The following is a 24458-nucleotide window of genomic DNA, read 5'->3' as shown; positions in this document are numbered from 1 at the left end:
CCCATGCGCACGATCACGGCCGCCGCCGCGGCGGCCCTTCTCACCCTGCCCTTTTTACCCGTGACCAGCGCCGCCGCCGCGGTGGCGGGCCCGCCGATGGGCTGGAGCAGCCGCACGCTCGGCTGCTCGGTCTCCGAGCAGTCGGTACGCCAGGCCGCCGACGCCCTCGCCCCCCTGGCACCCCTGGGCTACCGGTACGTCATCCTCGACGACTGCTGGCTCGCGCCGCAGCGCTCAGGCGGCGCCCTGGCCCCCGACCCCGCCCGTTTCCCCGGCGGCATCGCCGCGCTGGCCTCCTACGTCCGCGGCAAGGGCCTCAAACTGGGCCTCAGCCTGTCGGCCGGCACGAAGGCGTGCGCGGGCGGCGGCCCCGGCTCGTACAAGAGCGAGGCCGCCGACGCCGCCCAGGTCAAGGCGTGGGGCGTGGACTACGTCAAGTACGACTGGTGCAACATCCCGGCGGCCGACTTCCCCGGCCAGAACGTGCAGCAGATCGGCCAGGCCCTCTACCCGCCCATGCGCCAGGCCCTCGGCCCCGACGTCGTGTTCGCCATGAACAACGAGGACGGCAGCACCGTGCCCTGGCTCTGGGGCAAGTCAGCGGGAGCCACCACGTGGCGCACCAACGTCTACAACCGGCCCATCGCCGACGCCTACGCCACCATGGCCGACATCTGGGAGACCAACCAGCTCAGAGCCGAGTACGCGGGCCAGGGCAGCTTCGCCGACCCCGACCTCATCCAGGCCGGCCGCGGCGGGATGACCGAGACCGAGTACCGCACCCAGTTCACGCTCTGGGCCATGGGCGCGGCCCCGCTGATCCTGCAGGCCGACCCGGCCAAGGCGCCGGCCTCGGTCGTCGCCAACCCCAAGGTGATCGCCGTGGACCAGGACAAACTGGGCGCCCACGGCACGTTCGTCACCAGCGACGGCTGGTACCACGTCCTGTCCAAGCCCCTGGAGAACGGCGACCGCGCGATCGCGCTGTTCAACGAGAGCGACCGGTCGGCCACGATCTCCACCAAGGTCGGGAGCACCCGTCACCGCGTCGAGGACCTGTGGACCGGCGCGGTCACCAGCACGACCGGTGAGCTGGCCGCCCAGGTGCCCGCGCACGCCGCGCTGCTCTACCGGGTGAGCGCGAGCCAGGAGCAGGCGCCGCCGGTGGTGACGTTCGAGGCGGACCCGCCCAAGTTCCTGGGCGACGACCGGCCGTCGGTGCTGGAGCCGGGCGTGGCCGGGGAGATCCTCACCCGGGTCACGAACACCGGGGGCACGGCGCCGCTGCGTGGCGTCGAGGTGACGGCGGACGTGCCGGCGGGATGGAAGGTCGAGGCCCGCACGCCGGCCAGGACCGGCAGCCTGGCCGCCGGGGAGACGTTCACCGTGACGTGGGCCGTCACCCCGTCCGCCGAGGGGACCCGCGAGCTCACGTTCCGCCAGGGCGGGCGGAGCGCCACGGCCGTCGTGACCGTGGCCAGGGCGCCGGGGCCGGGCAGGACGTACCTGAGCGACCTGGCCTGGACGAGCGTCAAGAACCACTTCGGCCCCGTCGAGAAGGACGCCAGCAACGGCGAGCGCGCCGCCGGCGACGGCCGCCCGCTCACCATCGAGGGCGTCCGGTACGCCAAGGGCCTCGGCACCCACGCGCCCGCCGAGATCGAGTACCACACCGCCGGCCGCTGCACGACCGTCGAGTTCCAGGCCGGGATCGACGACGAGGTCGGCTCCGCCGGTTCGGCCGGGTTCGAGGTCTGGGCCGACGGAGGCCGGGTCGCCTACTCCGGCCTGCTCACCGGGGCCATGCCCGCCCGCAAGGTCACCGCGCCGATCAAGGGCGCCCGGTTCGTCCGGCTGGTCGCGACCAACGGCGGCGACAACGCCACCTCCGACCACGCCGACTTCGCCGACGCCACCATCACCTGCGAGTAGAGGAGTTTCATGATCGTCCCCAAGCCCGTCAAGCACGAGTCCAGGCCGGGTTCGTTCGTCCTCGACGGCCGGACCTCGCTCACCGCCGATCCGGCGCTGGGCGAGGTGGCGGCCTGGCTGCGCGGTGAGCTCGCCCCCGTCACCGGCGGGGAGCTCCTGCCGGGGGCGGGCTCGGGCACGATCAGCCTCGCGCTCGGGGACCTGCCGCCGGAGGCGTACCGGCTGAGTGTCGGGCCGGATGTCGAGATCGTCGCGGGCGGGCCCGCCGGGGCGTTCTACGGGGCGCAGACGCTGCGGCAGCTCCTGCCCGCCGCCGCGTACCGGAAGGGGCCGGGCGGGCCGTTCACGGTGCCGGGCGCCTACGTCGAGGACGCGCCGCGCTTCGGCTGGCGCGGCGTCATCCTCGACGTCGCCCGGCACTTCCTGACCAAGCACGAGGTGCTGCGCTTCATCGACCTGATGGCGCTGCACAAGCTGAACGTGCTGCACTTCCACCTCACCGACGACCAGGGCTGGCGCGTCGAGATCCGCCGTCACCCCCGGCTGACCGAGGTCGGCGCGTGGCGCACCGAGAGCCAGACCGGCTGGAACGGCGCCATGGACGGCCGCCCGCACGGCGGCTTCTACACCCAGGACGACCTCAGGGAGATCGTGGCGTACGCCGCCAGGCGGCACATCACGGTCGTCCCCGAGATCGACCTGCCGGGGCACACGCAGGCGGCCATCGCCGCCTACCCGGAGCTGGGCAACCTCGGCACCCCGCTGGAGGTGCGCACGGGCTGGGGGGTGGGCGTGAACGTGCTCAACGTCGAGGACGCCACGGTGGCGTTCTTCCAGGACGTGCTGGACGAGGTGCTGGAGCTGTTCCCGAGCCCGTACGTGTGCGTGGGCGGCGACGAGTGCCCCAAGGACCAGTGGAAGGCCAGCCCGGCGGCCCAGAGCCGGATCGCCGAGCTGGGCCTGCGCGACGAGGAGGAGCTGCAGAGCTGGTTCATCCGCCAGTTCGGCACCTTCCTCGCCGCGCGCGGACGCCGGCTGGTCGGCTGGGATGAGATCCTCGAAGGCGGCCTGGCCCCCGGCGCGGTCGTCGCCTCGTGGCGGGGCGAGCTGGGCGCGGTGGCGGCGGCCAGGCGCGGCCACGACGTCATCAACTGCTCGAACACCTCCCTCTACCTCGACTACCGGCAGGGCCCGGGGGAGGACGAGCCGGTGCCGTTCGGGACGGTGCTGACGCTGGAGGACGTCTACGCCTTCGAGCCGATCCCGGCCGAGCTGCGCGGCGACCCGGCCGCCGCCCGCGTCCTGGGCGCCCAGTGCGGCGTCTGGACGGAGCTGATCGACTCGGGCCGGCGGGTGGACTACATGGCCTTCCCCCGGCTCGCGGCCTTCGCCGAGACGGTCTGGAGCTCGGAGGAGCGCGACCTGGCCGGCTTCCGCACCCGGCTGGACGCCCACCTACGCCGGCTGGACGCCCTCGGGGTCGAGTATCGGCGGGCGGACGGCCCCTTGCCCTGGCAGACCAGGCCGGGGGTGCCGGGCCGCCCTGAGACGCCGGAGCGGTGGCAGGCCAAGCTCGACGCCTGGACCAGCAACCTGCGCTAAATGTCCCGTTAAATGTCCCGTTAAATGTCCACGTGGCCGCCGCTGCGCCAGTAGACGTTGCCCTCGCGTGACAGCAGGTCCTCGTCCACCAGGTAGCGGCGCAGCGCCGCGTAGTCGTCGTGGAAGGCGCGCAGCGCCACGTTCACGTCCTTCTCCGCGTAACGCATGCCGGGCTCGAAGACCATCGCGATGTAGCGCAGCACGACGAGCCGCTTGTCGCGCCGCATCGCCATGGTCGTCAGCCGCCCGTCCACCAGGAACGTGCGCAGCACCCGCTCGTCGGGGCTCAGCTCCTCGGCGGGCTCGGCGTGCGCCCGCAGCAGGTCGCGGAAGCGCTCGGGCGTGGCCCGCCATGTTCCGTCGTCGCCGCGCGCCGCCAGGCCGCCGGCCGCCAGCTTGTGCAGACATTTGGGGGAGAGCCCGTCGGTCGTCCCGAGCACCAGGGAGGCGAAGGTCCGCAAAGTGTCGTCCTGGTAGAGCAGTCCGAGGACGCGCCTGATGTCTTCGTCGTTCACTCATACCATTTTGTCCCATGATCTCAGTGCTCTTGCTCGCGGCGACGGTCGCCATCCCGAACAACTTCCTGCTGTACGAGAAGGCGGCCGCGAAGAAGGACGACAACCCCGAGACGAGCTGGTCGGCCAGCAGTAAGAAGGCGGCCAGGCTCGTCGTCAACCCGTGCCAGAAGGCCGCGCTGGGCCAGAAGGGACGGACCCAGGCCAGGACGCTCGTCTACACGGCGGTGCCCGACTACGCCAAGTCGGAGCAGGTGATCCTCTACTCGTCGGCGGCGGCCGCCGGCAAGGTGCTGCGCGACGTGGAGGCGGCCGTGCGCTCGTGCGGCACCAAGGGCTACCGCTACTCCGCCAACGTGACCGCCGGCCTCGGCGACCGCGCGCTGTCGGTCACCGGCCAGGCGTATCAGGACGGGAAGCCGGCCGTCGGCGGCGACCGGGGCATCGTGACCCGGCGCGGGAACGCCCTGATCCTCTACATGGTGTCAGGCGAGTGGGGCAAGCCCGCGACCTCCGACTTCAAGCAGCAGACGAAGGACACCAAGACGATGCTGGCCAAGATCTGCACCATCGCCGATTGCTGATTTCATGAAATGTCTCGATCTTGGGACATTGTCATGACACGACCTCGACGTAATTCGTCGGACACTCGTATCGACAGGCCTGTGCCGGGACGCCCTTGCCAGTCCGTTCCGGCACACGGCTTGTCTTTTTCATGCCCTAGAGGCGGTTGAGCCCGAGCACGTGCAGGACCGCGCGGCCCTCCTCGTCGGAGGCGGTCAGATCGACCTGGGCGTCGATGCCCCAGTCACCGTCGCCGGCCGGATCCTTGATCGTCTGCCGCACCTTCCACAGCCCGCTCTCCTCCTCGATCCGCAGCAGCGCGGGACCACGGGCGTCGGCGTCGGTGCGGATCTCCTCGTGCTCGTCGTAGTAGGCGTCCAGCGCCGCGCCCCAGTCGACGTCGGGAGCCAGCTCGGCCAGCTCCTCCTCCTTCTCCAGGGCGCACAGCTCGGCCAGCCGGAACATGGCGTTGCGCACCAGCACGCGGAAGGCCCGCGGGTTGGCGGTGACCGGGCGTACTTTGGCTTCGAGCTGCTCCTGCTGCTCCAGCACCGCGTCGGGGTTGGTGAGCTTCTCCCACTCGTCGATCAGCGACGAGTCGACCTGGCGGACCAGCTCGCCGAGCCACTCGATCAGGTCGATCAGGTCCTCGGTCTTGAGATGCTCGGGCACCGTGCGCGACAGCGTGCGGTAGGCGTCGGCCAGGTAGCGCAGCACCGTGCCCTCTGACCTGGTCAGCTCGTAGAACTGGATGTACTCGCCGAACGTCATGGCCCGCTCGAACATGTCGCGGATCACCGACTTCGGGCTCACCGTGTAGTCGCCCACCCACGGATGCCCCCGCCGGTAGGTCTCGTAGGCGCCGAGCAGCAGGTCGTCGAGCGGCATCGGATACATGACCTCGGCCAGGAGCTCCATGCGCTCCTCGTATTCGATGCCGTCGGCCTTCATCTGCCCGACGGCCTCGCCCCTGGCCTTCTTGAGCTGGGCGGACAGGATCTGGCGCGGGTCCTCCAGGATCGACTCGACGATCGAGACCATGTCGAGCGCGTAGGACGGCGACTCGCGGTCGAGCAGGTCGAACGCGGCCAGCGCGAACGTGGACAGCGCCTGGTTGAGCGCGAAGTCCTCCTGCAGCTCGATCGTCAGCCGGGCCCGCCTGCCCTGCTCGTCGGGCTCGGCGAACTGCTCGACGATGCCGCCGGCCAGCAGCGACCGGTAGATGGCGATGGCCTGGCTGATGTGCCGCCGCTGCCACTTGCGGTCTTCGTGGTTGTCGGTGAGCAGGTGGCGCATCGCCTGGAAGCAGTCGCCCGGGCGGTTGATGACCGCCAGCAGCATGGCGTTGCTGACCTTGAACCGGGAGTTGAGCGGCTCGGGCTCGGCCTCCTGGAGCTTGGTGAAGGTGTCTTCGCTCCAGCCCACGAAGCCCTCCGGCGGCTTCTTGCGGGCGTAGCCGCGCCGCCGCTTGGGGTCGTCGCCGATCTTGGCGAGGGCCTTGTGGTTCTCGATGTCGTGCTCGGGGGCCTGGCAGGCGACGTAGCCGATCGTGTCGAAGCCCGCGCGGCCGGCCCGGCCAGCGATCTGGTGGAACTCGCGGGCCCGCAGCCGCCGCACCTTGTTGCCGTCGTATTTGGACAGCGCCGTGAACAGCACCGTGCGGATCGGCACGTTGACGCCGACGCCGAGCGTGTCGGTGCCGCAGATGACCTTCAGCAGCCCGGCCTGCGCCAGCCGCTCCACCAGCCGCCGGTATTTCGGCAGCATCCCGGCGTGGTGCACGCCGATGCCGTGTTTCACCAGCCGCGACAGCGCCCGGCCGAACCGGGTGGTGAAGCGGAACCCGCCGATCATGGCGGAGATGGCCTCCTTCTCGGCCTTCGTCGCCATGTTGATCGACATCAGCGCCTGGGCCCGCTCCATCGCGGCGGCCTGCGTGAAGTGCACGACGTAGACCGGCGCCTGCCCGGTGGAGAGCATCTCCTCCAGCGACTCGTGCAGCGGGGTCATCCGGTAGGAGTAGATCAGCGGCACCGGCCGCTCGGCGTGCTTGACCACGGAGGTCGGGCGTCCGGTGCGCCTGGTCAGGTCCTGCTCGAACATCGACACGTCGCCGAGCGTGGCCGACATCAGGATGAACTGCACGTTGGGCAGCTCCAGCAGCGGCACCTGCCAGGCCCAGCCGCGGTCGGGCTCGGCGTAGAAGTGGAACTCGTCCATGACGACCTGGCCGATGTCGGCCGCCGCGCCGTCGCGCAGCGCCACGTTGGCCAGGATCTCGGCCGTGCAGCAGATGATCGGGGCGCCGGGGTTGACGCTGGCGTCGCCGGTCATCATGCCGACGTTCTCGGTGCCGAAGACGGCGCACAGGTCGAAGAACTTCTCCGACACCAGCGCCTTGATCGGCGCGGTGTAGAACGTGCGCATGTCGCGCGTCAGGGCGGCGAAGTGGGCGCCCGCCGCCACCAGCGACTTGCCCGAGCCCGTCGGCGTGGCCAGGATCAGGTTGCTGCCGGAGACGACCTCGATGAGGGCCTCCTCCTGGGCGGGATAGAGCGTGAGCCCCCGCTCGGCGTTCCAGGCGACGAACGCGTCGAAGATGGCGTCCGGGTCGGCGTCGATGTCTTCGGGCAGGCGGTCAACGAGTAGGCTCACGGCTCCTATCCTGCCGAAGTTTGCCGTGTGGTCGAACCGGGCTCGACTATTTCAGGTCGAGCTGGAACAACACCGTGTCGATCCAGCGCCCGTGTTTGAACCCCACGGCCCTCAGCCGGCCCGCCTCCTCGAAGCCGAACGCCGTGTGCAACCGGGCCGACGCCGGGTCCCCGGAATCGGCGATCACCGCGACGAGCTGGCGGGCCGCGGTCTCGCGGGCCTGGGCGACGAGTTCGCCGAGCAGCAGCCGGCCGAGGCCCCTCCCGGTGCAGCCCGGCGCCAGGTAGATGGTGTCCTCCAGCGTGTGCCGGTAGGCGGGCTTGGGACGATATTGGGCGACGTAGGCGTAGCCGGCGACCTCACCGTCCAGCTCGGCCACCAGGAACGGCAGCCCCGCGTCGGCGATGGCGCCCGCCTTGGCCCGCCAGTCGGCGACGGTGAGCGGCTTCTCGTCGAACGTGGCCACGGTGCCGGTCACGTAGTGGGCGTAGATCTCCGCGATGGCGGGAAGGTCGGCGTCGGCGAGGGCCCGAATCTTCGTCATACCGCTGCATTCTCCTCAACGGCGGGTGACGTTCGCATTTCCGGACCCTCACCACGACTCTCAGGCGCGGGCTCGCGGCACCGTCGTCAGCAGCCCGCCGAGCAGGGCGAGCACTCCCAGGAACGGCCCGCCGCCCGGCGCGAAGCCGCCCACGGTCAGGGTCAGCACCCCGGCGCCGACCAGCACCGCGGCGCCGAGCGTGCCGCCCCAGCCCGCCTGCCCGTACGGCAGCGACGGCGGCGTCTCGAACCTGGCGAACCCCTTCAGCAGCGGCCACATGACCAGGCACAACATCCCGAACCAGAGCGGCCACCCGGCGAACCACAGGCCGCTGCCCGGCGCCGGCGTCTCCACGCCCAGCAGGACCACCACGACCCCGGTCACCGCGAAGAGGGCCGGCATGTGCCACAGGTACACCGTCATGACGCGCGGACCCGCCCAGTCCAGCAGCCGGTCCAGGGGCAGGCGCAGCAGCAGCGGGCGCAGCAGCACGGCCAGCCCGATCTGGCCGACGCCGACGGCCAGCATGGCGAGCGTGGGCGGGGCCATGTTCGACACCTCGGCGCCCGGCAGGCCGATCATGCTGCCCGGGTAGGGGCCGTACGCCACCAGCAGCGCGCCCACCCCGAAACCACCGGCCAGCATCGCCCAGGGGAGCCGCAGCCGGCCCTCGGCGTAGAAGAAGCCGAGCTGGTGCACGGCCAGCCAGACGAACACGATGTTCAGGTAGCCCACGGCGTCGAACCCGGTCGAGAAGCGCGCCACGTCCGTCAGCACCGCCCCGGCCGCCAAAGCCGCGGGGACCAGGAGGCCGTACCGTTCGTGCAGGCGGTGCGCGTACGGCATGACCGTGACGGCGATCAGGTAGACGGCCAGGAACCACAGGAGCTGGCCGGTCAGCTTCGCGCCCACCTCCAGCGGCTGCGCCGGCACGCCCAGCGTCAGCAGGATGTGGGGGAGCGGGATCCACACCGCGGCCAGCGGCAGCAGCGGCCAGGCCAGCCGGCGCAGCCGGGCCGACAGCCACCGCTGCGGGCTCCCGTCCCACCGGCCGAAGCTGATCGCGTTCGCCGCGCCGCCCGCGAAGAACACCAGCGGCATCACCTGGCTGATCCAGGTCACCACCCACACTCCCGGCGTGGCCAGCGCGTTGCCCGTGGTCAGCCGCACACCGTCGTACGACAGCACGGGGATCGTCCAATGCTGGAACACGATGAGCGCCATGCCGAACACGCGCAACAGGTCGATGAACGGATCCCGCGCCGTGCGGCGCGCGCCCGCCGCGCGCGGCGGCGCGACTGTGGCGGCGGGGCGGTCCAGCAGGACGGTCATTGGGGGGCCTCGATTCGCTGAGAGCGGATGAATCAAGGTTCCCGTTCACGGCGTCCCGGCACACTGCCGCGGGCCACCGTATGCCGGTCAAGATCACACCACCACCAGGGGTAGGGCTGGCCCTACCCCTATTGGAAGGCGCACCCGCTCGTGCCGGTCGCGGCGACGTCTTACCGTTGAGGCCATGCGCTCCCTGATGAGGCGTGTCCTCCTCGACACCCGCTACACGCTGGTCGGCCTCCCGACGACGCTCATAGGCTTCGTGCTCATGCTCGCGGGCTTCGCCGCCGGGCTGGGCACGGCGGTCGTGTGGATCGGCGTGCCGTTGCTGGCCGGCACGCTGATGCTGGCGCGGGGCTTCGCCGACGCGGAGCGCGGCTGGCTGTCCGACGTGCTCAAACGGCCCCCCGTCCGGCCCCGCTACAAGCCCGCCCCGGCGGGCGCCGGCCGGTTCCGGCGGCTGGTCAACCCGCTGACGAGCGGACAGTCCTGGCTCGACCTGCTGCACGGCATCATCAACCTGCCGTTCGCGATCATCAGCTTCGTGCTCACCGTCGTGTTCTGGGCGGTCCCCCTGGCCGGGCTCACCTGGCCGATCTACGGCATCATCACCTCGCAGATCCCCGGCAACATGGAGCTGCCCGAGCTGCTCGGCATGGGCGACGGCTACTGGATCAACTCGATGTTCTACGTCTCCATCGGCCTGGTCTTCACCCTCCTCATGCCGTTCGTGATCCGCGGCGCCGCGCTGGTCAGGGCCGGGCTGGGCCGGGCGCTGCTGACCGGGGTGGCCGAGCTGCAGGAGCGCATCGACGACCTGGCCCAGGGCCGGGCCGCCGCCGTGTCCGCCGAGGCCAACGCGCTGCGCAAGCTGGAGCGCGACATCCACGACGGGCCGCAGCAGCGGCTGGTCTCGCTGGCGATGGAGCTGTCCAGGGCGCAGCGGCAGATGGCCAAGGACCCCGAGGCGGCCCAGGCCACGATCAAGTCGGCGATCACCGCCACCCGCGAGACCCTCGACGAGCTGCGCGCCCTCTCGCGCGGCATCGCCCCGCCCATCCTGTCCGACCGCGGCCTCGCGCCCGCCCTGGCCGCCCTGGCGGGGCGCTGCACGGTGCCCGTGGACCTCGACGTGCAGACCGTCGAGCGCTACCAGGCGGCCGTCGAGAACGCCATCTACTTCGTCTGCGCCGAAACCCTCACCAACGTGGCCAAGCACAGCCGCGCCACCGTCTGCACGATCCAGCTCGTCCGCATCGGTGACGTCCTGATGCTCTCGATCGGGGATGATGGGGTCGGCGGCGCACACGTCGCCAAGGGACATGGTCTCGCCGGGCTGGCCGACCGGCTCCGCGCCGTTGACGGGGAGCTGGCCGTCCATTCACCCGACGGCGGGCCCACATTGATCGTGGCGGAGGTTCCGTGCGGGTAGTCGTGGCCGATGACGCGGTGCTGATCAGGGAGGGCCTGGTCAGGTTGCTGGAGGAGTTCGGCTGCGAGGTGGTGGCGACCGTCGGCGACGGCGACGCCCTCGTCGAGGCGGTCGCCGAGCACAAGCCCGACGTGTCGGTGGTCGACGTGCGCATGCCGCCGTCGTTCACCGACGAGGGGCTCAGGGCGGCCGTGGAGGCGCGGCGCAGGGTGCCGGGGGCGCCCGTGCTCATCCTGTCGCAGTACGTCGAGGTCTCCTACGCCGACGACCTGCTCGCCGACGCCCGTGGCGCGGTGGGCTACCTGCTGAAGGACCGGGTCGTCGACGTGGACGAGTTTCTGGAGGGCCTGCGGCGGGTGGCCGCGGGCGGGACCGTGTTCGATCCGCAGGTGGTGTCCCAGTTGATGGTGCGCAGGCGCAAGGACGATCCGCTGGCGCAGCTGACGCCGCGGGAGCGTGAGGTGCTCGGGCTGATGGCCGAGGGGAAGTCGAATCCGGCCATCGGGCGGCAGCTCGTGATCAGTGACGGCGCCGTGGAGAAGCACATCAGGAGCATCTTCAACAAGCTCGGCCTCTACGCGGAGGACAGCGACCAGCACCGCCGGGTGCTCGCCGTCCTGGCCTACCTGCGTTCCTGAACTTTCCGGCCTCCCCGTGGTGGTCACCGTCGAGCGGGGGCGGCTCCGCTCGCCGGTCCCTCCTGTTCGCCGAGGGTCGCTGGCCGGTCCGCGCGGCGCTGCGCGCGGACCTGGCCGCTCAGGCATCAGCCGAGCGCGTCGACCAGCTTCTTGCGCTGCTGGGCGCCCAGGCCGCCGAGGCGGCGCTTCTCGTCGACGCCTGCCTCCTCCATCAGCGCGGTGGCCTTGGCCGGACCCACGCCCTTGACGGCGCGGAGCGCCTGGGAGACCTTGATCTTCTTCGCGATGTCGTCGTCGCGCTCGAGCAGCTGAGCGAACGTCATCTCGCCCGCCTTGACCTTGCCCAGGAGGGCCGTGCGGGCGGCACGGGCCTCGGCGGCCTTGGCCAGAGCGGCTTGACGCTGCTCGGGGGTGAGAGTGGGAAGTGCCATCTCAGTTCTCTCCTCGGGGAGTTTTACGTTCGGGTGTTGTACCCGTGGTGCAGTGGCTAATCATGGCGGATACCAGCGGTTCGTGTTGTCGAAAGCGCCCGCTCAACGTGTCCGCCACACCGACTCGGCCGCTTCCGCGCACGCCACGTCCTGCGTGACCGTGCCTCCGCTGACCCCTATGCCGCCGACCACGCGTTCTCCCTCACCGTAGTCCGACCACAGCGGGATGCCACCTCCAACGCAGATGAATCCGCAGCCCGCCAGGCCGGACAGCTCTCCGCCGGGGGCGGTCCGCGCGGCGAGCTCGGAGGTGGGTCTCCGCAGGGCGACCGAGGTGTACGCCTTGCCCCGCGCGAGGACGGGCCCCGAGATCTCCGCACCGTCCATACGCTGGTACGACACCAGATTTCCGCCCTCGTCCACGACCGCGACGGAGATGGCCGCGCCCTCGCGGAACGCCTGTTTCACGGCCGCCTCCGTCATGCGGAGGGCGAGTTCGAGGTTCACGGGATTCGTCCCTGGGTCATGATTGTTTCGCGCATCGGACCCTTCCACTCGTACCGCTCGCCGGACGGGCTGTCCAAGATCGCGAAGAGCGCCCCGGTGCGGGCGTTCTATGGCGGTGTTTACCGCTTCGGCGTGGAATGCATCACATTTTCCCGGTCGGGCGTGTCGCGAGCCTGGTCAGGCTGGTTTTTCCGCCACCGGCCGAGGCCCTCCGGGGTGAGGAAGGCGTCGAAGACCGACTCCATGGCGCCGAGGAGCGAGCCACGCCAGCCGAGGGCCGAGCCCTCGATCCGGGGCGGGCGGTCGCGGCGGATCGCCATCAGAGCGGGCTCACAGGCCGCCTGGAGGGCGTCTCCGGCCCGTTCGAGCAGCTCCCGGCCGTGGCCGGACAGGGTGACGGCCTCGGGGTCGTGCGCGTTCACCAGGGCCGCGACGCCCCGGCCGAGCGCCCCGGCGTTGGCCGTGACCGCCTCCTGGCTGGTGGCGAGCACCTGTTCGGCCTGCTCCCGCCCCCGGCCGCCGCCGTAGGCCAGGCCGACGTGCCGCAGCAGGGCGTTCGCGCCGACGTCCATGCCCCAGCAGCCGATCGCGCCGCACGGGCAGGGGCGGTCGCCGCCGGTGAGCGGCATGTGCCCGAACTCCGCACCGGTCCCGCTCGCCCCGCCCAGCGGCCGGCCGTCCACGACCAGCACGCCGCCCAGGTCGAAGTCCACGTGGAGATGGAGTCCGACCCGCACCCCGCGCAGCCGGCCCCGCCGCGCCTCGGCCAGCGCGGCGAGCGCGGTGTCGTTGCCCACGATCAATGGCGTCTCGACGCCCAGGAGGCTGGGGACGTCCACCGAGCGCCAGCCCAGGTGGGCGATGTCCACCAGGCCGCCGTGGCGGACCGGGCCCGCCAGGGCGACGCCGGCGCCGATCACGCGGTAGCCCGCTTGGGCCCGGTGGGCCGCCATGGCCTCGCCCAGGGGGACGAGGGCGTCCTCCGGGGTGCCGTCGTGGGGGCGTACGGCGATGATCGTCACGCGGCCGCCCAGCTCGCAGGCGGCCAGCTCCCAGGCGTCCTCGCGGATGTCGGCCGCCAGGGCCAGCGGGCCGAGCGGGTGCGGGCCCGGGATCTGGGTCGGCCGGCCCCGCGCGTGCTCCGGGGCGGGCTCCTCGTGCAGCAGGCCGTCGTCGGCCAGGCCGGCGACGAGGACCGAAGCGGTGCCTCTGGCCAGGCCCAGGTCACGGGTGAGCTGGGACCTGGTGCGGGAGGCCCCGCAGTCATGTACGGCGCGCAGCAGCCTGACCCGGTTGTGCGCCCGGAGTTCGCCGCTGGTGGTGGCTCCATTCACGGAACACAGTTTATGCTCTAGCCGTGAACAAAAGCCTCATTGATGCCAGACGGGCACGTGCCGGAGTTTTCGGATTCTTCTTCCTAGCCGGATTTGTCATGGGTTTGTGGGCGGCGGGGCTGCCGTCCCTGTACGACCGGCTCGAGCTCGACACCGCCAGGCTGGGCAGCGTCCTGCTGCTGATCTCCGGCGGCGCGCTGGTGTCGATGCTGCTGGCCGGGCCGCTGGTCGACAGGTGGTCCAGTCGCCGGGTGTGCTGGATCGCGGGGCCGTTCTCCGGCGTGGTCCTGCTCGGGCCCGCGCTCGCGCCCTCGTACTGGAGCCTGGCCGCGCTGGCGGTGCTGTTCGGCATCGGGCTGGGGGTGACCGAGGTCGCCATGAACGCCCACTCCGTCGAGGTCGAGCGCCGCTACCGGCGGCCGATCATCTCGGCCTTCCACGGCACGTGGAGCCTGGGCGGCGCGGCCGGGGGCGGGCTCACCTCGCTCGTCCTCCAGGCGGGGCTGGACCCGCAGTGGCTGCTGATCGTGGCGGCTCTCGTGGTGCCCTTCCTGTACGTGCCGGCGGCGCGGCTGCTGCTGCCGGACGAGCCCGCGCACGCCGAGACCGAGGTGAAGACCGAGCGGGGCGGCTCGCTGCGCTGGGGGCTGATCGCGCTGCTGGGGCTGGCCGCGTTCGCCGGGCACCTGAGTGAGGGGGCGGCCATCGACTGGGCCGCGCTGCACGCCAAGCTGGTGCTGGCGACCGATCCGGCGCTGGCGCCGCTGGCGTACACGATCTTCTCCGTGGCCATGACCACCGTGCGGCTGCTCGGCGACCCGATCAGGGCCCGGCTCGGCTCCGTGCGGACCATCCAGCTCGCCGGGGTCTTCGCCACCGCCGGATACGTCCTGGTGCTCCTCTCGCCGGTGGTGGCCGAGCCGCTGCGGGTGGCGTGCGCCTGGACCGGCTGGGCGCTGGCCGGGGTGGGCCTGGCCACGGTGGTGCCGGTGCTGTTCAGCGCGGTGGGCGCGGCCGGCGGGCCCGTCGGGCGGGCGCTGGCGATGGTGACGGCGTTCGGGTACAGCGGGCTGCTGCTCGGCCCGGCGGTGCTCGGCTACGTGGCGGAGGCGTCGTCCCTGCCGGTCGCCCTCATCATCCCGGCCGTGCTGGCCGCCGTCGTGACCCTCACCGGCTCCCCGGCCATCCGCGCTCTCCTGCGGCTGTCCCCGGCCGGGAACGAGCCGGTGCCGGTGCCGGCCGCCGAGCCCGCCGAGTCCGACGGCGGTGTGGGACGGTGGGCCGAGCCGGCCCGCGACTGAGTGGCGGGTCAGTGGTCAGGGGCCGGGGCGATTTGCCGTCAGGGCCTCTGACCTGGTGTTATGCGATCGTGACTTGACCTGCAAGTTACGGGCGGGTTTCATATGGCGCACACCGTAAACGTTTACAGTTTACCGCCCACGGGAAGGACAGCCTTGGCCGACGGACCCACGATCAACACGATCGCCGCGCGCGCCGGTGTCTCGATCGCCTCCGTTTCACGGGTGTTGAACGGCCTGCCGACCCGGCAGGACACCGTGCGCAAGGTCATGGCGGCCGCGGACGAGCTCGGCTACGTGCGCAACGCCGTCGCCAGGTCGCTCAAGTCGCGCCGCACCCATCAGGTCGCCTTCGCCATGGCGGACGTCGGCAACCCCGCCTACCTGGCCATGCTGCGCCAGATCCAGCCGGTGCTCAAGGCCGCCGGATACCGGCTCGTGCTGCACTCCACCGACGCCGTCGTGGCCGACGAGATCGACGTGCTGCACAGCCTGGGCGAACGCTACGTGGACGGGCTGATCATGAGCCCGCTGCGCGTCACCGAGGCGCACCTGCGGATGCTGGCCACCGCCAGGGCGCCGGTCGTGATCATCGGTTCTGTGCCCGACGGGACGCGCGTGGACAACGTGCGCGCCGACTCCCGCACCGGCGTACGACAGGCGATCGACCACCTCTACTCCCTCGGCCGCCGCCGGATCGGCATGGTCAACGGCCCGCTCGACACCGTGCCCGGCGCCGGGCGCGGGGCCGCGTACCGGGAGGCGCTGGAGGACCTGGGGCTGCCCTACGACGAGAACCTGGTGCAGATCGGCGACTTCTACCGCGCTGAAGGGGGCCGCGCGGTGGCGGAGCTGCTCGCCAGGGAGCCCGGCGTGGACGCGCTGCTGTGCGCCAACGACCTGATCGCCCTCGGCGCCCTCGACGTGCTGCGGGCGGCGGGCCGGCGGGTGCCCGAGGACGTGGCCGTGGTCGGCATGGACGACACCGACCTCGCCGCGGCCTCGTGGCCGTCGCTGACCAGCGTCTCGCTCGGCTCGGCCGAGCGCGGCAAGGTCGCCGCCGAGCTGCTGCTGGACCGGCTCCAGGGCGGCGACAGGGAGCCCCGGCTGGTCACCGTGCCGCCGCGGCTCGTGGTGCGGGCCTCCACGGCCGGCGCCGCGTACGAGCGGATCGACAGGAAGGACGGCGGGGAGTGACGGCGACCGTGACGAGAGCGGCGCCGCCCCGGGGGACGCGGCACAAGCGCCGCCGGATCTCGCGCCAGACGCGCGAGATGTGGGTGATGCTGCTGCCGGCCATGGTGCCGGTGCTGCTGTTCAGCGTGGGGCCGCTGCTGTACGGCATCGGCCTGGCCTTCACCGACGCCCGCAACACGCGCAACCACGAGACCGAGTTCGTCGGACTGGAGAACTTCGGCGCGCTGCTGAGCGACGAGCAGTTCTGGGCGTCGTTCCAGATCGGCGCGATCTGGTCGGTCTCGGTGACCGTGCTGCAGTTCCTGGCCGCGCTCGGCCTGGCCCTGCTGCTCAACGAGAAGCTCCGGTTCAGAGGCGTGGCCAGGGTGCTCTCGGTGGTGCCGTGGGCGATGCCGCCGGTGGTCATCGGCCTGATGTGGAAGCTCGTCTACCACCCCGACGCCGGTGTCCTGAACAGCCTGCTCGGCACGCACGTCAACTGGCTGGCCGACTTCTCGCTCGCGCTGCCCGCGATCATCGTGGTCGGCGTCTGGGCCGGGATGCCGCAGACCACGGTGGTGCTGCTGGCCGGCCTCCAGGGCGTGCCGAAGGAGCTCTACGAGGCGGGCGAGGTGGACGGGGCCGGCCGCTGGCGGCGGTTCTGGAACATCACGCTGCCGCAGCTCAAGCCCGTGATCGTGGCGATCACCTCGCTCGACTTCGTGTGGAACATCAACCAGTTCGGCCTCGTGTACGTGCTCACCCAGGGCGGCCCCGGCGGCCGGACCAGGCTGCCGATGTTGTTCGCCTACGAGGAGGCGTTCCGCTATCGCATGGCCGGTTACGCCTCGATGCTCGGTCTCGCCATGGCGATCGTCGTGCTGGCGGTGCTCGGGCTGTACCTGTGGCGGCAGATGAGGGAGACCAGGTGATGAGACGCGTTCCTCAGTACGCGGCGCTGCTGGCGTACGTCGTCTTCCTGGCGTTTCCGCTGGTGTGGCTGCTGTCCACGGCGTTGAAGACGCCGCAGGAGATGGCGCTGGCCGACCCCACGTGGCTGCCGCGCGAGCCGACGCTGGCCAACTTCGGCGACGCGTTCGGCGAGCAGGACCTGGTGGGCGCGGCGCTGCGGAGCCTGGTGGTGGCGCTGTTCAGCAGTGTGATCACGGTGCTGATCTCGCTGCCCGCGTCCTACGCCATGGCGCGTTATCGCAGCCTGATCAACCGGGTGGCGATCGGGTGGGTGCTGGTCAGCCAGGTGTTCCCGTTCATCCTGATCATCATTCCGCTGTTCCTGATCATGCGGGACCTGGAGCTGGTCAACACGCTGCCGGGGCTGGTGGCCGTGCACGTGACGTTCACGCTGCCGTTCGCGCTGTGGATGTTGCAGGGTTACGTCCGCGCGGTGCCGCACGAGCTGGAGGAGGCCGCCGCCATGGACGGCGCGACCCGGCTGCGCGCGCTCGCCAGCGTGGTCGCGCCGCTGCTGGCGCCGGGCGTGGTGGCCACGCTGCTGTTCGCGTTCATCTCGTCGTGGAACGAGTTCATGTTCGCGCTCGTGATGCTGCAGGACCCGGACGTCATGACGCTCCCGCTCACGCTGGTGAGGTTCACCGGCCCCGAGGGGGTGGCCAGGCTCGGGCCGCTGGCAGCGGCGTCGCTGATGGCGACGATCCCCAGCCTGATCTTCTTCGCAATCATTCAGCGGCGGCTGAAGTCCGGCCTGATGGCCGGCGCCGTCAAGGGCTAGGAGGCTCATATGCGAATCAGGTCCGCTCTGGCGGCGGCGGCGATCCTCACGCTCGCCGCCGCGTGCGGCGGGGGAGGCGGTGGCGGCGGCGAGTCGTCGTCCGCCTCCGGCGAGCCGGTGAAGATCAACTTCCTCAGCCTGGCCTGGCAGAAGGAATCGGTCGCCGCGAACAAGCAGCTCGTGGACGAGTGGAACAAGGCCAACCCCAAGATCCAGGTCACGTACGTCCAGGGAAGCTGGGACAACGTCAACGACCAGCTCGTCACCCAGTTCGCCGGTGGCACGGCGCCCGACGTCATCCACAACGACTCGCCCGCGCTGGCCGGCTTCGCCGCCGACGGCTACCTGCTCGAACTCGGCGGCAAGCTGCCCGCCGAGCTGAAGAGCGACATCCCGCAGGCCGCCTGGGACACCGTCACGTTCGACGGCGGCAAGGGCGAGCAGGGCGTGTACGGCGTCCCGTTCCTGCAGGAGTCGCAGGTCATCATCGCCAACAAGAAGCTGCTCGACGAGTCCGGGGTCCGCGTCCCGACCTCCGAGGAGCCGTGGACCTGGGACGAGTTCTCCGCGGCCGCCAAGAAGATGACCAAGGGCGGCACGTACGGCGTCGCCTGGCCGATGAAGTCCCCGGTCAACAAGACGCTCAACCTGGCGCTCAACTTCGGTGGAACGTTCTTCCAGACCGCCGAGGGCAAGACCACGGTCAAGGTCGGCCCCGAGGAGCGCGAGGTGCTCCAGCGCATCCACGACCAGCTCTACAAGGACAAGTCCGCCGACCCGGCCGCCCTCGGCCAGGGCACCGCGGACCCGCTGCCCACGTTCTACCAGGGCAAGTTCGCGCTGCTCCCGGCCGGGGTCTTCCTGCGTCAGCAGGTGGCCGAGCAGGCGCCCGACGGGTTCGAGTGGGTCACCCTGCCCGCGCCCAAGGGCACCTCGGCCCAGCAGGGCGCCGTCTCGCAGACGTTGTCGATCGCGCAGGACAGCAAGCACCCGGACGAGTCCATGAAGTTCATCTCGTTCTTCCTGAACGGCGCCAACCAGGCCAAGCTCGCCAAGGGCGACTGGCTGCTGCCGACCTCGACGACGGCCGCCGCCGACGCGTCGATGACCACGAAGGAGAACGGCTGGGACGTGGCCACCGCGTCCGCCAAGAACCTGGTCGTCGCGCCGTTCCTCAAGGTCAACGGGTTCGACGAGTGGAAGAGCAAGGTCGCCACGCCGGTGCTCCAGGAGTACTACGGCAACAAGATCACGCTTGACCAGGCGGCGGCGAAGCTGGTCGAGGACGGTAACAAGGTGTTGGAGCGGTACCAGCGGTGACTTATCGGGATAGAGCCCGGGGGTGTCTGCTCGGCCTCGCGGCCGGCGACGCCCTCGGGGCCCCGGCCGAGAACCTGTCGCCGCCGGAGATCCGGCGGCGGTGGGGGCGGCTCACCGAGATCGAGGGCGGGGGGACGGATGACACGGAATACGCGATCTTCGCCGCGTCACTGCTGGTGCGGCACGGGCACGGGCTGACCGCGGCGGACGTGGCGGCGGCGTACCGGACGGAGATCATTCCGCTCGTGGCGGGTCCCATGCGCGGGGCCGGGTTCTCCGAGCTGGGCACCATCGAAGCGCTTCGCCGGGGGCTGGAGCCGCCTCTGACCGGGCTCGTGCATTCGCACGGCTGGTCGGACGGGCTGGCCATGCGGGCGGCGCCGTACGGGATCTTCTGCCCGGGTGATCCGGCGGAGGCGGCCCGGCTGGTGGAGCAGGACGGGCTGGTCAGCGGGTCGGGCGAGGGCATACTCGGCGGCCGGGCGGTCGCCGGGGCGGTGGCCGCCGCGATGGACGGGGCCACGCCCCGCGAGGTCGTGGCCGCGGCGCTGTCGGTGATCCCCGAGGATTCGTGGACGGCCAGGAACGTCGTGCGGGCCCGCGAGACGCTCGGCCGCTCTTTCGCGAGCCGCGAGGCGGATGGCGCGGGCGCGATCGGCGCGGACGATACGGATGTGATCGACGCGCTGCACGAGGCGGTCGTCGTCGAGCACTATCCCTGGACCGACGTCGCCCCCGAGGCCGTGGCGCTGGCGCTGGCCGCGTTCCTGGCCGGGGACGGTGAGGTCGAGGCGGCCGTGACGTTCGCGGTGAGCCTGGGCAGGGACGCCGACACCATCGGCGCCATCGCCGGCGCGATCGCCGGCGCCCTGCGGGGTGAGAGTGGCGTCCCGGAGCGGTGGGCCGCCAGGATCGGGCCGGTGACGGGCAAATGCCTGCCCGTCGTCGCCGGAAAACACGTGCTGGACGTCGCCGACGAACTGGCGGGAGGACGGTAGATCTTTATGTCGGGGGACAGAATCAGGGGAGCCTTCGCCGGGCTCGCCATCGGTGACGCCGTGGGCTGGCCCGCGGCCAGGCACCGGGCGGCCCTGCACGCACCCTGGAGCCGCCGCCTGCACCGCGAGCTGGACGCGTTCGCCGAGGAGCACCGGGTCACGACGCTGCCGGTGCCGTTCGCGCTGAACCAGCCCGTCGCGCCGCTGCGAGCAGGCCCGTCCGACGACGCCGAATGGCTGGCGTGGACGCTGCTCACCATCGACCGCCCGCGGGCGGCGGCCTACCGGGAGCTCAAGGACGTCAGGGCGCGCATCTCCGTCGCGACCGCGCTCGGCAACCTGGCCAAGGGCGTCGAACCGCCCGCGTCCGGGCACGACAACCCGCACCATTTCGACGACGCCGCCGCCGTCAGGGCGGTCGCGTACGGGGTCCTGGGGCGGGACCCCACACCGGACGCCCAGGTGACGAACGCCGGCGACGGCGTCCTGGGCGCCCAGGCGATGGCCGCCGCCGTGGCCGAGGCCGTGGCGTCGGGGAACGCCGGCCAGGCCGTCGAGGCGGCGCTGGCCGTACTGCCGGCGGACACCGCCATCGGGCACAACGCCCGCCTGGCGCTGGCCGCCGCCCGCAAGGCGGGTGACCCGTTCGGCGCGATCCCCGCGCTGGACGCCGCGCTGCTCGACCACGTGTACAGCTACGGGGTGGGCGCGGCGCAGACGGTGCCCGTGGCGCTCGCGCTGGCCGAGGCGGCCGGTGGCGAGCTCGGCCGGGCCGTGCCCGCGGCGGCGTGCCTCGCTCCGCTGGCCGACTCGGCGCCCGCGCTGACCGGGGCGCTGGCGGGGGCGTGCGGCGGATACGACGCGATCCCGGAGGGGTGGACCGCGTCGGCCCGCACGCTGGCCGGTTGCTGCCTGCCCGAACTGGCGGGCCGAGATCTGATCGAACTAGTGGAGGGAATCGCATGACGCCGCTTGAGGACAAGGCCACCGGCTGCGTGGCGGGGGCGGCGGTCGGTGACGCGCTGGGCGGCGCCACCGAGGGCTGGACTCCCGAACAGATCGTCACGCGGTACGGGGGGCACGTCGAGGGCATCGTGCCGCCGTACAACGAGGACTGGCGCAACGCCCGTCCCATCGCCCCGTACCACAAGGGCGACGGCCACATCACCGACGACACGTTGATGACGCACGCCCTGATCCGCGTGTACGAGAAGGCCGGCGGGCACCTGAACGCGTACTCGATGGCTGAGCACCTGGTGCCCGAGCTGATGAGCGAGCGGCGCTGGATCCCCGAGCTGGAGGCCGAGGCGCTGCCGCTGCAGCGGATCTTCCTGGCCGAGAAGTGGATCGTGGCCAGGCTGCACTACGGGCACGCCGACCCGCGCGAGGCCGGCGTCGGCAACATCGTCAACTGCGGCGCCGCCATGTACGTCGCCCCCGTCGGCATCGTCAACGCCGCCGACCCCGACGCCGCCTACGCCGAGGCCATCGACCTGGCCGGCGCGCACCAGTCGAGCTACGGCCGCGAGGCCGCCGGCGTCATGGCCGCCGCCGTCGCCGAGGCCATGCGGCCGGGCGCCACGGCCGACTCCGTGGTCGCCGCCTGCCTGCGCCTGGCCAAGGACGGCACCAGGGACGCCATCGAGGCGGTCTGCGAGGCGGCGGCGGGGCTGGGGCACTGGGACGGGTCGTTCGAGGCGCTGCGGGCGGCCGTACGGCCGTTCGACACGGTCGCCGACACCTACCGCGACCAGGGGCTGGGGGCGCGGCGGCCGAGCCGGGTGCACAGCATCGAGGAGCTGCCGCTGGCGCTCGGGTTCCTGGTGATCGCCAAGGGCGACTACCGGGGCACGGTGCTGGGCGGGGTCAACTACGGGCGCGACGCCGACTCGATCGCCTCCATGGGCGGGGCCGTCGCGGGGGCGCTCGGCGGGCTCGCGAGCGTGCCGGGGGAGTGGGTCGAGCAGGTGGGGGTGGCCAGCCGCACGGACCTGGTGGCTCCGGGGCTCGCGATCGCGGACGTGGCGCGCCGGGTGCACGCCGAGGACCTGGTACGGCGGCGCGACCACGAGTCCGCCTTCGCCGACCTGGACCGCCCATGACCGGCTTCGCCCAGACCCAGGGCCCGGCCCCGATCCGGCTTGCGCGGGCTCGGTCCGGGGGGTGCTCGTGATCCGGCTGACCTGGGTTCAGCCCGAGGACCTGATCGGGCACGAGCTGCGGCAGGCCGCCGAGGACGGCCGGGACGCGCGGGAGATCGCCGCCCGGTGGCACGCGGCGGGCGGCCACGACGCCCCGCCGCGCGCCGGCGCCTCGGAGCCCGGCGCGGCGCGGCTGCGAGGGCTGGCGGAGGAACTACTCGACGAGCTGACGGCCATCCCGTCCCCGCTCCCGGAGCCGTCGGACCTGGCCGGCATCATCGCCGCCTGCCCGGACTGGCCGACCGCAACACGGACCGCCGGGCCAATCGCCGCCGGGTCGGTCGCTGGGTCGGTCGCCGAGGTGCGGGGGGTGGATTCCGCTCGGGTGCTGGGGGCGTGGCAGGGGCGGGCGGCCGGGTGTGTGCTCGGGAAGCCCGTCGAGAAGATCCCGCGCGAAGGCATCAGGCAGATCGCCGAGGCCACCGGCAACTGGCCCATCAGCGGCTGGTTCACCGCGAAAGGGCTGCCCGACGACATCGCCCGCCGCTGGCCCTGGAACCGCCGCAGCGCCGTCAACTCCCTGGCCGAGAACATCGACGGGATCCCCGAGGACGACGACCTCAACTACCCGCTCCTCGCCCTGTCCGTCCTGGAGCGCCACGGCCGCGCCTTCACCACCGAGGACGTCGCCAAGCTGTGGCTGGACGAACTGCCCGCGGGCCGGACGTTCACCGCCGAGCGCGTGGCGTACCGCAACCTGCTGGACGGCGTGGAGCCGCCGGGGACGGCCCGCCACCGCAACCCGTTCCGCGAGTGGATCGGTGCGCTGATCAGGACGGACGTCTACGGTTGGGTCAATCCGGGCGATCCGGCCACGGCGGCCGAGTACGCCTGGCGCGACGCCCGCCTCACGCACACCGCCAACGGCATCTACGGGGCCATGTTCACGGCCGCGATGTGCGCCGCCTCCCTGGTGGCCACGTCGGCGGAGGAGGTCGTACGAGCCGGGCTGTCCGTGGTGCCGGCGGGCTCGCGCCTGCACGAGGCGGTAAGCCTGGCCGCCGCCGACGCCGCCCGCGAGGACGACTTCGACCGGGTCATCGACCTGCTCCACGAGCGCCACGGCGGCCTGCACTGGGTGCACACCATCAACAACGCCGCCCTGATCGCCGCCACGCTGATCCACGGCAGGGGCGACTTCACCGCCACGATCGCCGGTGCGGTCGCCGGCGGCTGGGACACCGACTCGGCCGGAGCCACGGCCGGGTCCATCGCGGGCGCCCTCAACGGCGGCGTGCCGGAGCGGTGGCGGATGCGCGACAGCCTGGCCAGCAGTCTGACCGGGTTCGATGGGGTGGGTCTCGGCGCGCTGGCGGCACGTACTCGGGAGATGATGAGGTCATGATCTCGGTTTTCGGCAGCGCCAACATGGACCTCGTCGCGTACGTTCCCGAAGCCCCCAAACGGGGTGAGACGGTCACCGGGCACCGGTTCCGTACCGTGCCCGGCGGTAAGGGCGCCAACCAGGCGATCGCGGCCGCGCGCGCGGGCGCCGGGGTGGCGTTCCTGGGAGCGGTGGGCGACGACGGGTTCGGCGCGGAGATGCGGGCCACGATGTCGGAGGCCGGGATCGACGTACGCGGCCTGCGCCAGGTGCCAGGGCCCAGCGGCATCGCGCACATCGTGGTCGACGATGACGGCGGCAACTCGATCATCGTCGTCCCCGGCGCGAACGGCACCATCACCGGCCCTTCCGGCGAGGACCTGGCCGCGATCGCCGCCTCGCGGGCGCTGCTGCTGCAGTTGGAGCTGCCGATGGTGGCGGTCGTGGCGGCGGCGCAGGCCGCCATGGTCTCCGGCGTGCCCGTCTTCCTCACCCCGGCGCCCGTCCAGCCGCTGCCGCAGGAACTGCTCGACGCGGTCACCACGATCGTCCCCAACGAGCACGAGGCCGCCGCCATCACCGGCGTCACCGGCCCGGACGCCGCCCTGGAGGCGCTGCTGGAGCTGGTGGAGGAGGCGGTGATCACGCTCGGCTCCGAAGGCGCGCTCTACGGGTCGCGGTCGGGGGAGCGGCTGCGGGTGCCCGCCGTACAGGTCAAGGCGGTCGACACGACAGCGGCCGGCGACACGTTCGTGGGGGCGCTGGCGGTGGCGCGCTCCGAGGGCATGGACATGGAGCGGGCCCTGGGCTTCGCCTCGACGGCGGCGGCGCTGTCGGTGCAGCGCGAGGGTGCCAGCACCTCGATGCCGTCCCGCCGGCAGATCGAGGACAACCTCACGACCTGA

Annotated in this window: 22 protein-coding genes; 15 read left to right on the top strand and 7 right to left on the bottom strand. The window is 71.9% G+C overall.

Annotation, left to right across the window (positions count from 1 at the left end; genetic code table 11):
* Window positions 1-3 precede the first annotated feature (3 nt).
* Both C4V41_RS26325 and C4V41_RS26320 read left to right on the top strand, forming a co-directional pair.
* On the top strand, window positions 4-1932 hold the full coding sequence (locus tag C4V41_RS26325; protein WP_103958606.1) for an NPCBM/NEW2 domain-containing protein: 1929 nt from the start codon (window positions 4-6) through the stop codon (window positions 1930-1932).
* 9 nt (window positions 1933-1941) lie between these two features.
* Complete coding sequence (locus C4V41_RS26320; RefSeq protein WP_103958605.1) at window positions 1942-3534, top strand: beta-N-acetylhexosaminidase; 1593 nt, start codon at window positions 1942-1944, stop codon at window positions 3532-3534.
* A gap of 20 nt (window positions 3535-3554) precedes the next feature.
* On the opposite strand, the gene C4V41_RS26315 is transcribed toward C4V41_RS26320, so the two are convergent.
* The gene (locus tag C4V41_RS26315) at window positions 3555-4049 is read right to left on the bottom strand and encodes a DUF2087 domain-containing protein (protein ID WP_103958604.1); all 495 of its coding nucleotides are present in this window, start codon (window positions 4047-4049) and stop codon (window positions 3555-3557) included.
* 17 nt (window positions 4050-4066) lie between these two features.
* On the opposite strand from C4V41_RS26315, the gene C4V41_RS26310 reads away from it, so the two are divergent.
* Window positions 4067-4633 (top strand): hypothetical protein, encoded by a 567-nt coding sequence (locus C4V41_RS26310; protein WP_146103793.1) that lies wholly within the window; start codon window positions 4067-4069, stop codon window positions 4631-4633.
* A gap of 136 nt (window positions 4634-4769) precedes the next feature.
* Here the strand turns inward: C4V41_RS26310 and C4V41_RS26305 are convergent, their stop codons facing one another.
* From C4V41_RS26305 to C4V41_RS26295, 3 genes are read right to left on the bottom strand one after another with little or no spacing between them, the layout of a single operon-like run.
* Window positions 4770-7277, bottom strand: coding sequence for a DEAD/DEAH box helicase (locus C4V41_RS26305; protein ID WP_103958602.1), 2508 nt, complete (start codon window positions 7275-7277; stop codon window positions 4770-4772).
* Between the two features lie 37 nt (window positions 7278-7314).
* Window positions 7315-7812: a GNAT family N-acetyltransferase gene (locus C4V41_RS26300; protein WP_103958601.1), complete on the bottom strand. Its 498-nt coding sequence runs from the start codon at window positions 7810-7812 to the stop codon at window positions 7315-7317.
* Window positions 7813-7872: 60 nt separating this feature from the next.
* Window positions 7873-9144, bottom strand: coding sequence for an acyltransferase family protein (locus C4V41_RS26295; RefSeq protein ID WP_103958600.1), 1272 nt, complete (start codon window positions 9142-9144; stop codon window positions 7873-7875).
* A gap of 184 nt (window positions 9145-9328) precedes the next feature.
* On the opposite strand from C4V41_RS26295, the gene C4V41_RS26290 reads away from it, so the two are divergent.
* Both C4V41_RS26290 and C4V41_RS26285 read left to right on the top strand, forming a co-directional pair.
* Window positions 9329-10576, top strand: a complete 1248-nt coding sequence (locus C4V41_RS26290; protein ID WP_103958599.1) for a sensor histidine kinase — start codon at window positions 9329-9331, stop codon at window positions 10574-10576.
* Window positions 10567-11214, top strand: coding sequence for a response regulator transcription factor (locus C4V41_RS26285; protein WP_103958598.1), 648 nt, complete (start codon window positions 10567-10569; stop codon window positions 11212-11214). Before C4V41_RS26290 ends, C4V41_RS26285 begins: the two co-directional genes overlap by 10 nt.
* Before the next feature lie 125 nt (window positions 11215-11339).
* On the opposite strand, the gene mihF is transcribed toward C4V41_RS26285, so the two are convergent.
* From mihF to C4V41_RS26270, 3 genes are all read right to left on the bottom strand, one after another.
* Window positions 11340-11645 (bottom strand): integration host factor, actinobacterial type, encoded by a 306-nt coding sequence (gene mihF / locus C4V41_RS26280; protein WP_103958597.1) that lies wholly within the window; start codon window positions 11643-11645, stop codon window positions 11340-11342.
* Between the two features lie 102 nt (window positions 11646-11747).
* Entirely contained in the window at window positions 11748-12152 is a 405-nt protein-coding gene (locus C4V41_RS26275) for a GlcG/HbpS family heme-binding protein (RefSeq protein ID WP_103958596.1), read from the bottom strand.
* 119 nt (window positions 12153-12271) lie between these two features.
* The gene (locus C4V41_RS26270; protein ID WP_103958595.1) at window positions 12272-13486 is read right to left on the bottom strand and encodes an ROK family transcriptional regulator; all 1215 of its coding nucleotides are present in this window, start codon (window positions 13484-13486) and stop codon (window positions 12272-12274) included.
* Window positions 13487-13509: 23 nt separating this feature from the next.
* Here C4V41_RS26270 and C4V41_RS26265 point away from each other — a divergent pair, with 23 nt between their 5' ends.
* The 10 genes from C4V41_RS26265 (at window position 13510) to rbsK (ending at window position 24458) form a co-directional block, all read left to right on the top strand.
* A complete protein-coding gene (locus C4V41_RS26265) occupies window positions 13510-14787 on the top strand; it encodes an MFS transporter (protein ID WP_268808658.1) in 1278 nt (425 codons plus the stop codon).
* Between the two features lie 153 nt (window positions 14788-14940).
* Window positions 14941-15981 (top strand): LacI family DNA-binding transcriptional regulator, encoded by a 1041-nt coding sequence (locus C4V41_RS26260; protein ID WP_103958593.1) that lies wholly within the window; start codon window positions 14941-14943, stop codon window positions 15979-15981.
* The gene (locus C4V41_RS26255) at window positions 15978-16892 is read left to right on the top strand and encodes a carbohydrate ABC transporter permease (RefSeq protein WP_200824236.1); all 915 of its coding nucleotides are present in this window, start codon (window positions 15978-15980) and stop codon (window positions 16890-16892) included. Before C4V41_RS26260 ends, C4V41_RS26255 begins: the two co-directional genes overlap by 4 nt.
* Window positions 16892-17710 (top strand): carbohydrate ABC transporter permease, encoded by an 819-nt coding sequence (locus C4V41_RS26250; protein ID WP_103958592.1) that lies wholly within the window; start codon window positions 16892-16894, stop codon window positions 17708-17710. Before C4V41_RS26255 ends, C4V41_RS26250 begins: the two co-directional genes overlap by 1 nt.
* Before the next feature lie 9 nt (window positions 17711-17719).
* Window positions 17720-19030 (top strand): ABC transporter substrate-binding protein, encoded by a 1311-nt coding sequence (locus tag C4V41_RS26245; RefSeq protein WP_103958591.1) that lies wholly within the window; start codon window positions 17720-17722, stop codon window positions 19028-19030.
* Complete coding sequence (locus tag C4V41_RS26240) at window positions 19027-20028, top strand: ADP-ribosylglycohydrolase family protein (protein ID WP_103958590.1); 1002 nt, start codon at window positions 19027-19029, stop codon at window positions 20026-20028. Before C4V41_RS26245 ends, C4V41_RS26240 begins: the two co-directional genes overlap by 4 nt.
* Before the next feature lie 6 nt (window positions 20029-20034).
* Window positions 20035-20994 (top strand): ADP-ribosylglycohydrolase family protein, encoded by a 960-nt coding sequence (locus C4V41_RS26235; RefSeq protein ID WP_103958589.1) that lies wholly within the window; start codon window positions 20035-20037, stop codon window positions 20992-20994.
* On the top strand, window positions 20991-22130 hold the full coding sequence (locus C4V41_RS26230; protein ID WP_103958588.1) for an ADP-ribosylglycohydrolase family protein: 1140 nt from the start codon (window positions 20991-20993) through the stop codon (window positions 22128-22130). The genes C4V41_RS26235 and C4V41_RS26230 overlap by 4 nt, the downstream gene beginning before the upstream one ends.
* A 67-nt stretch (window positions 22131-22197) precedes the next feature.
* Entirely contained in the window at window positions 22198-23574 is a 1377-nt protein-coding gene (locus tag C4V41_RS26225; protein ID WP_103958841.1) for an ADP-ribosylglycohydrolase family protein, read from the top strand.
* Window positions 23571-24458, top strand: a complete 888-nt coding sequence (gene rbsK, locus C4V41_RS26220; protein WP_103958587.1) for a ribokinase — start codon at window positions 23571-23573, stop codon at window positions 24456-24458. The genes C4V41_RS26225 and rbsK overlap by 4 nt, the downstream gene beginning before the upstream one ends.

Origin of the sequence: Nonomuraea solani, assembly GCF_900108335.1 — a bacterium.
GTDB lineage: Bacteria > Actinomycetota > Actinomycetes > Streptosporangiales > Streptosporangiaceae > Nonomuraea > Nonomuraea solani.
Note: the sequence above shows the minus strand (reverse complement) of the source record. Positions and strands in the feature narration are given on the sequence as shown.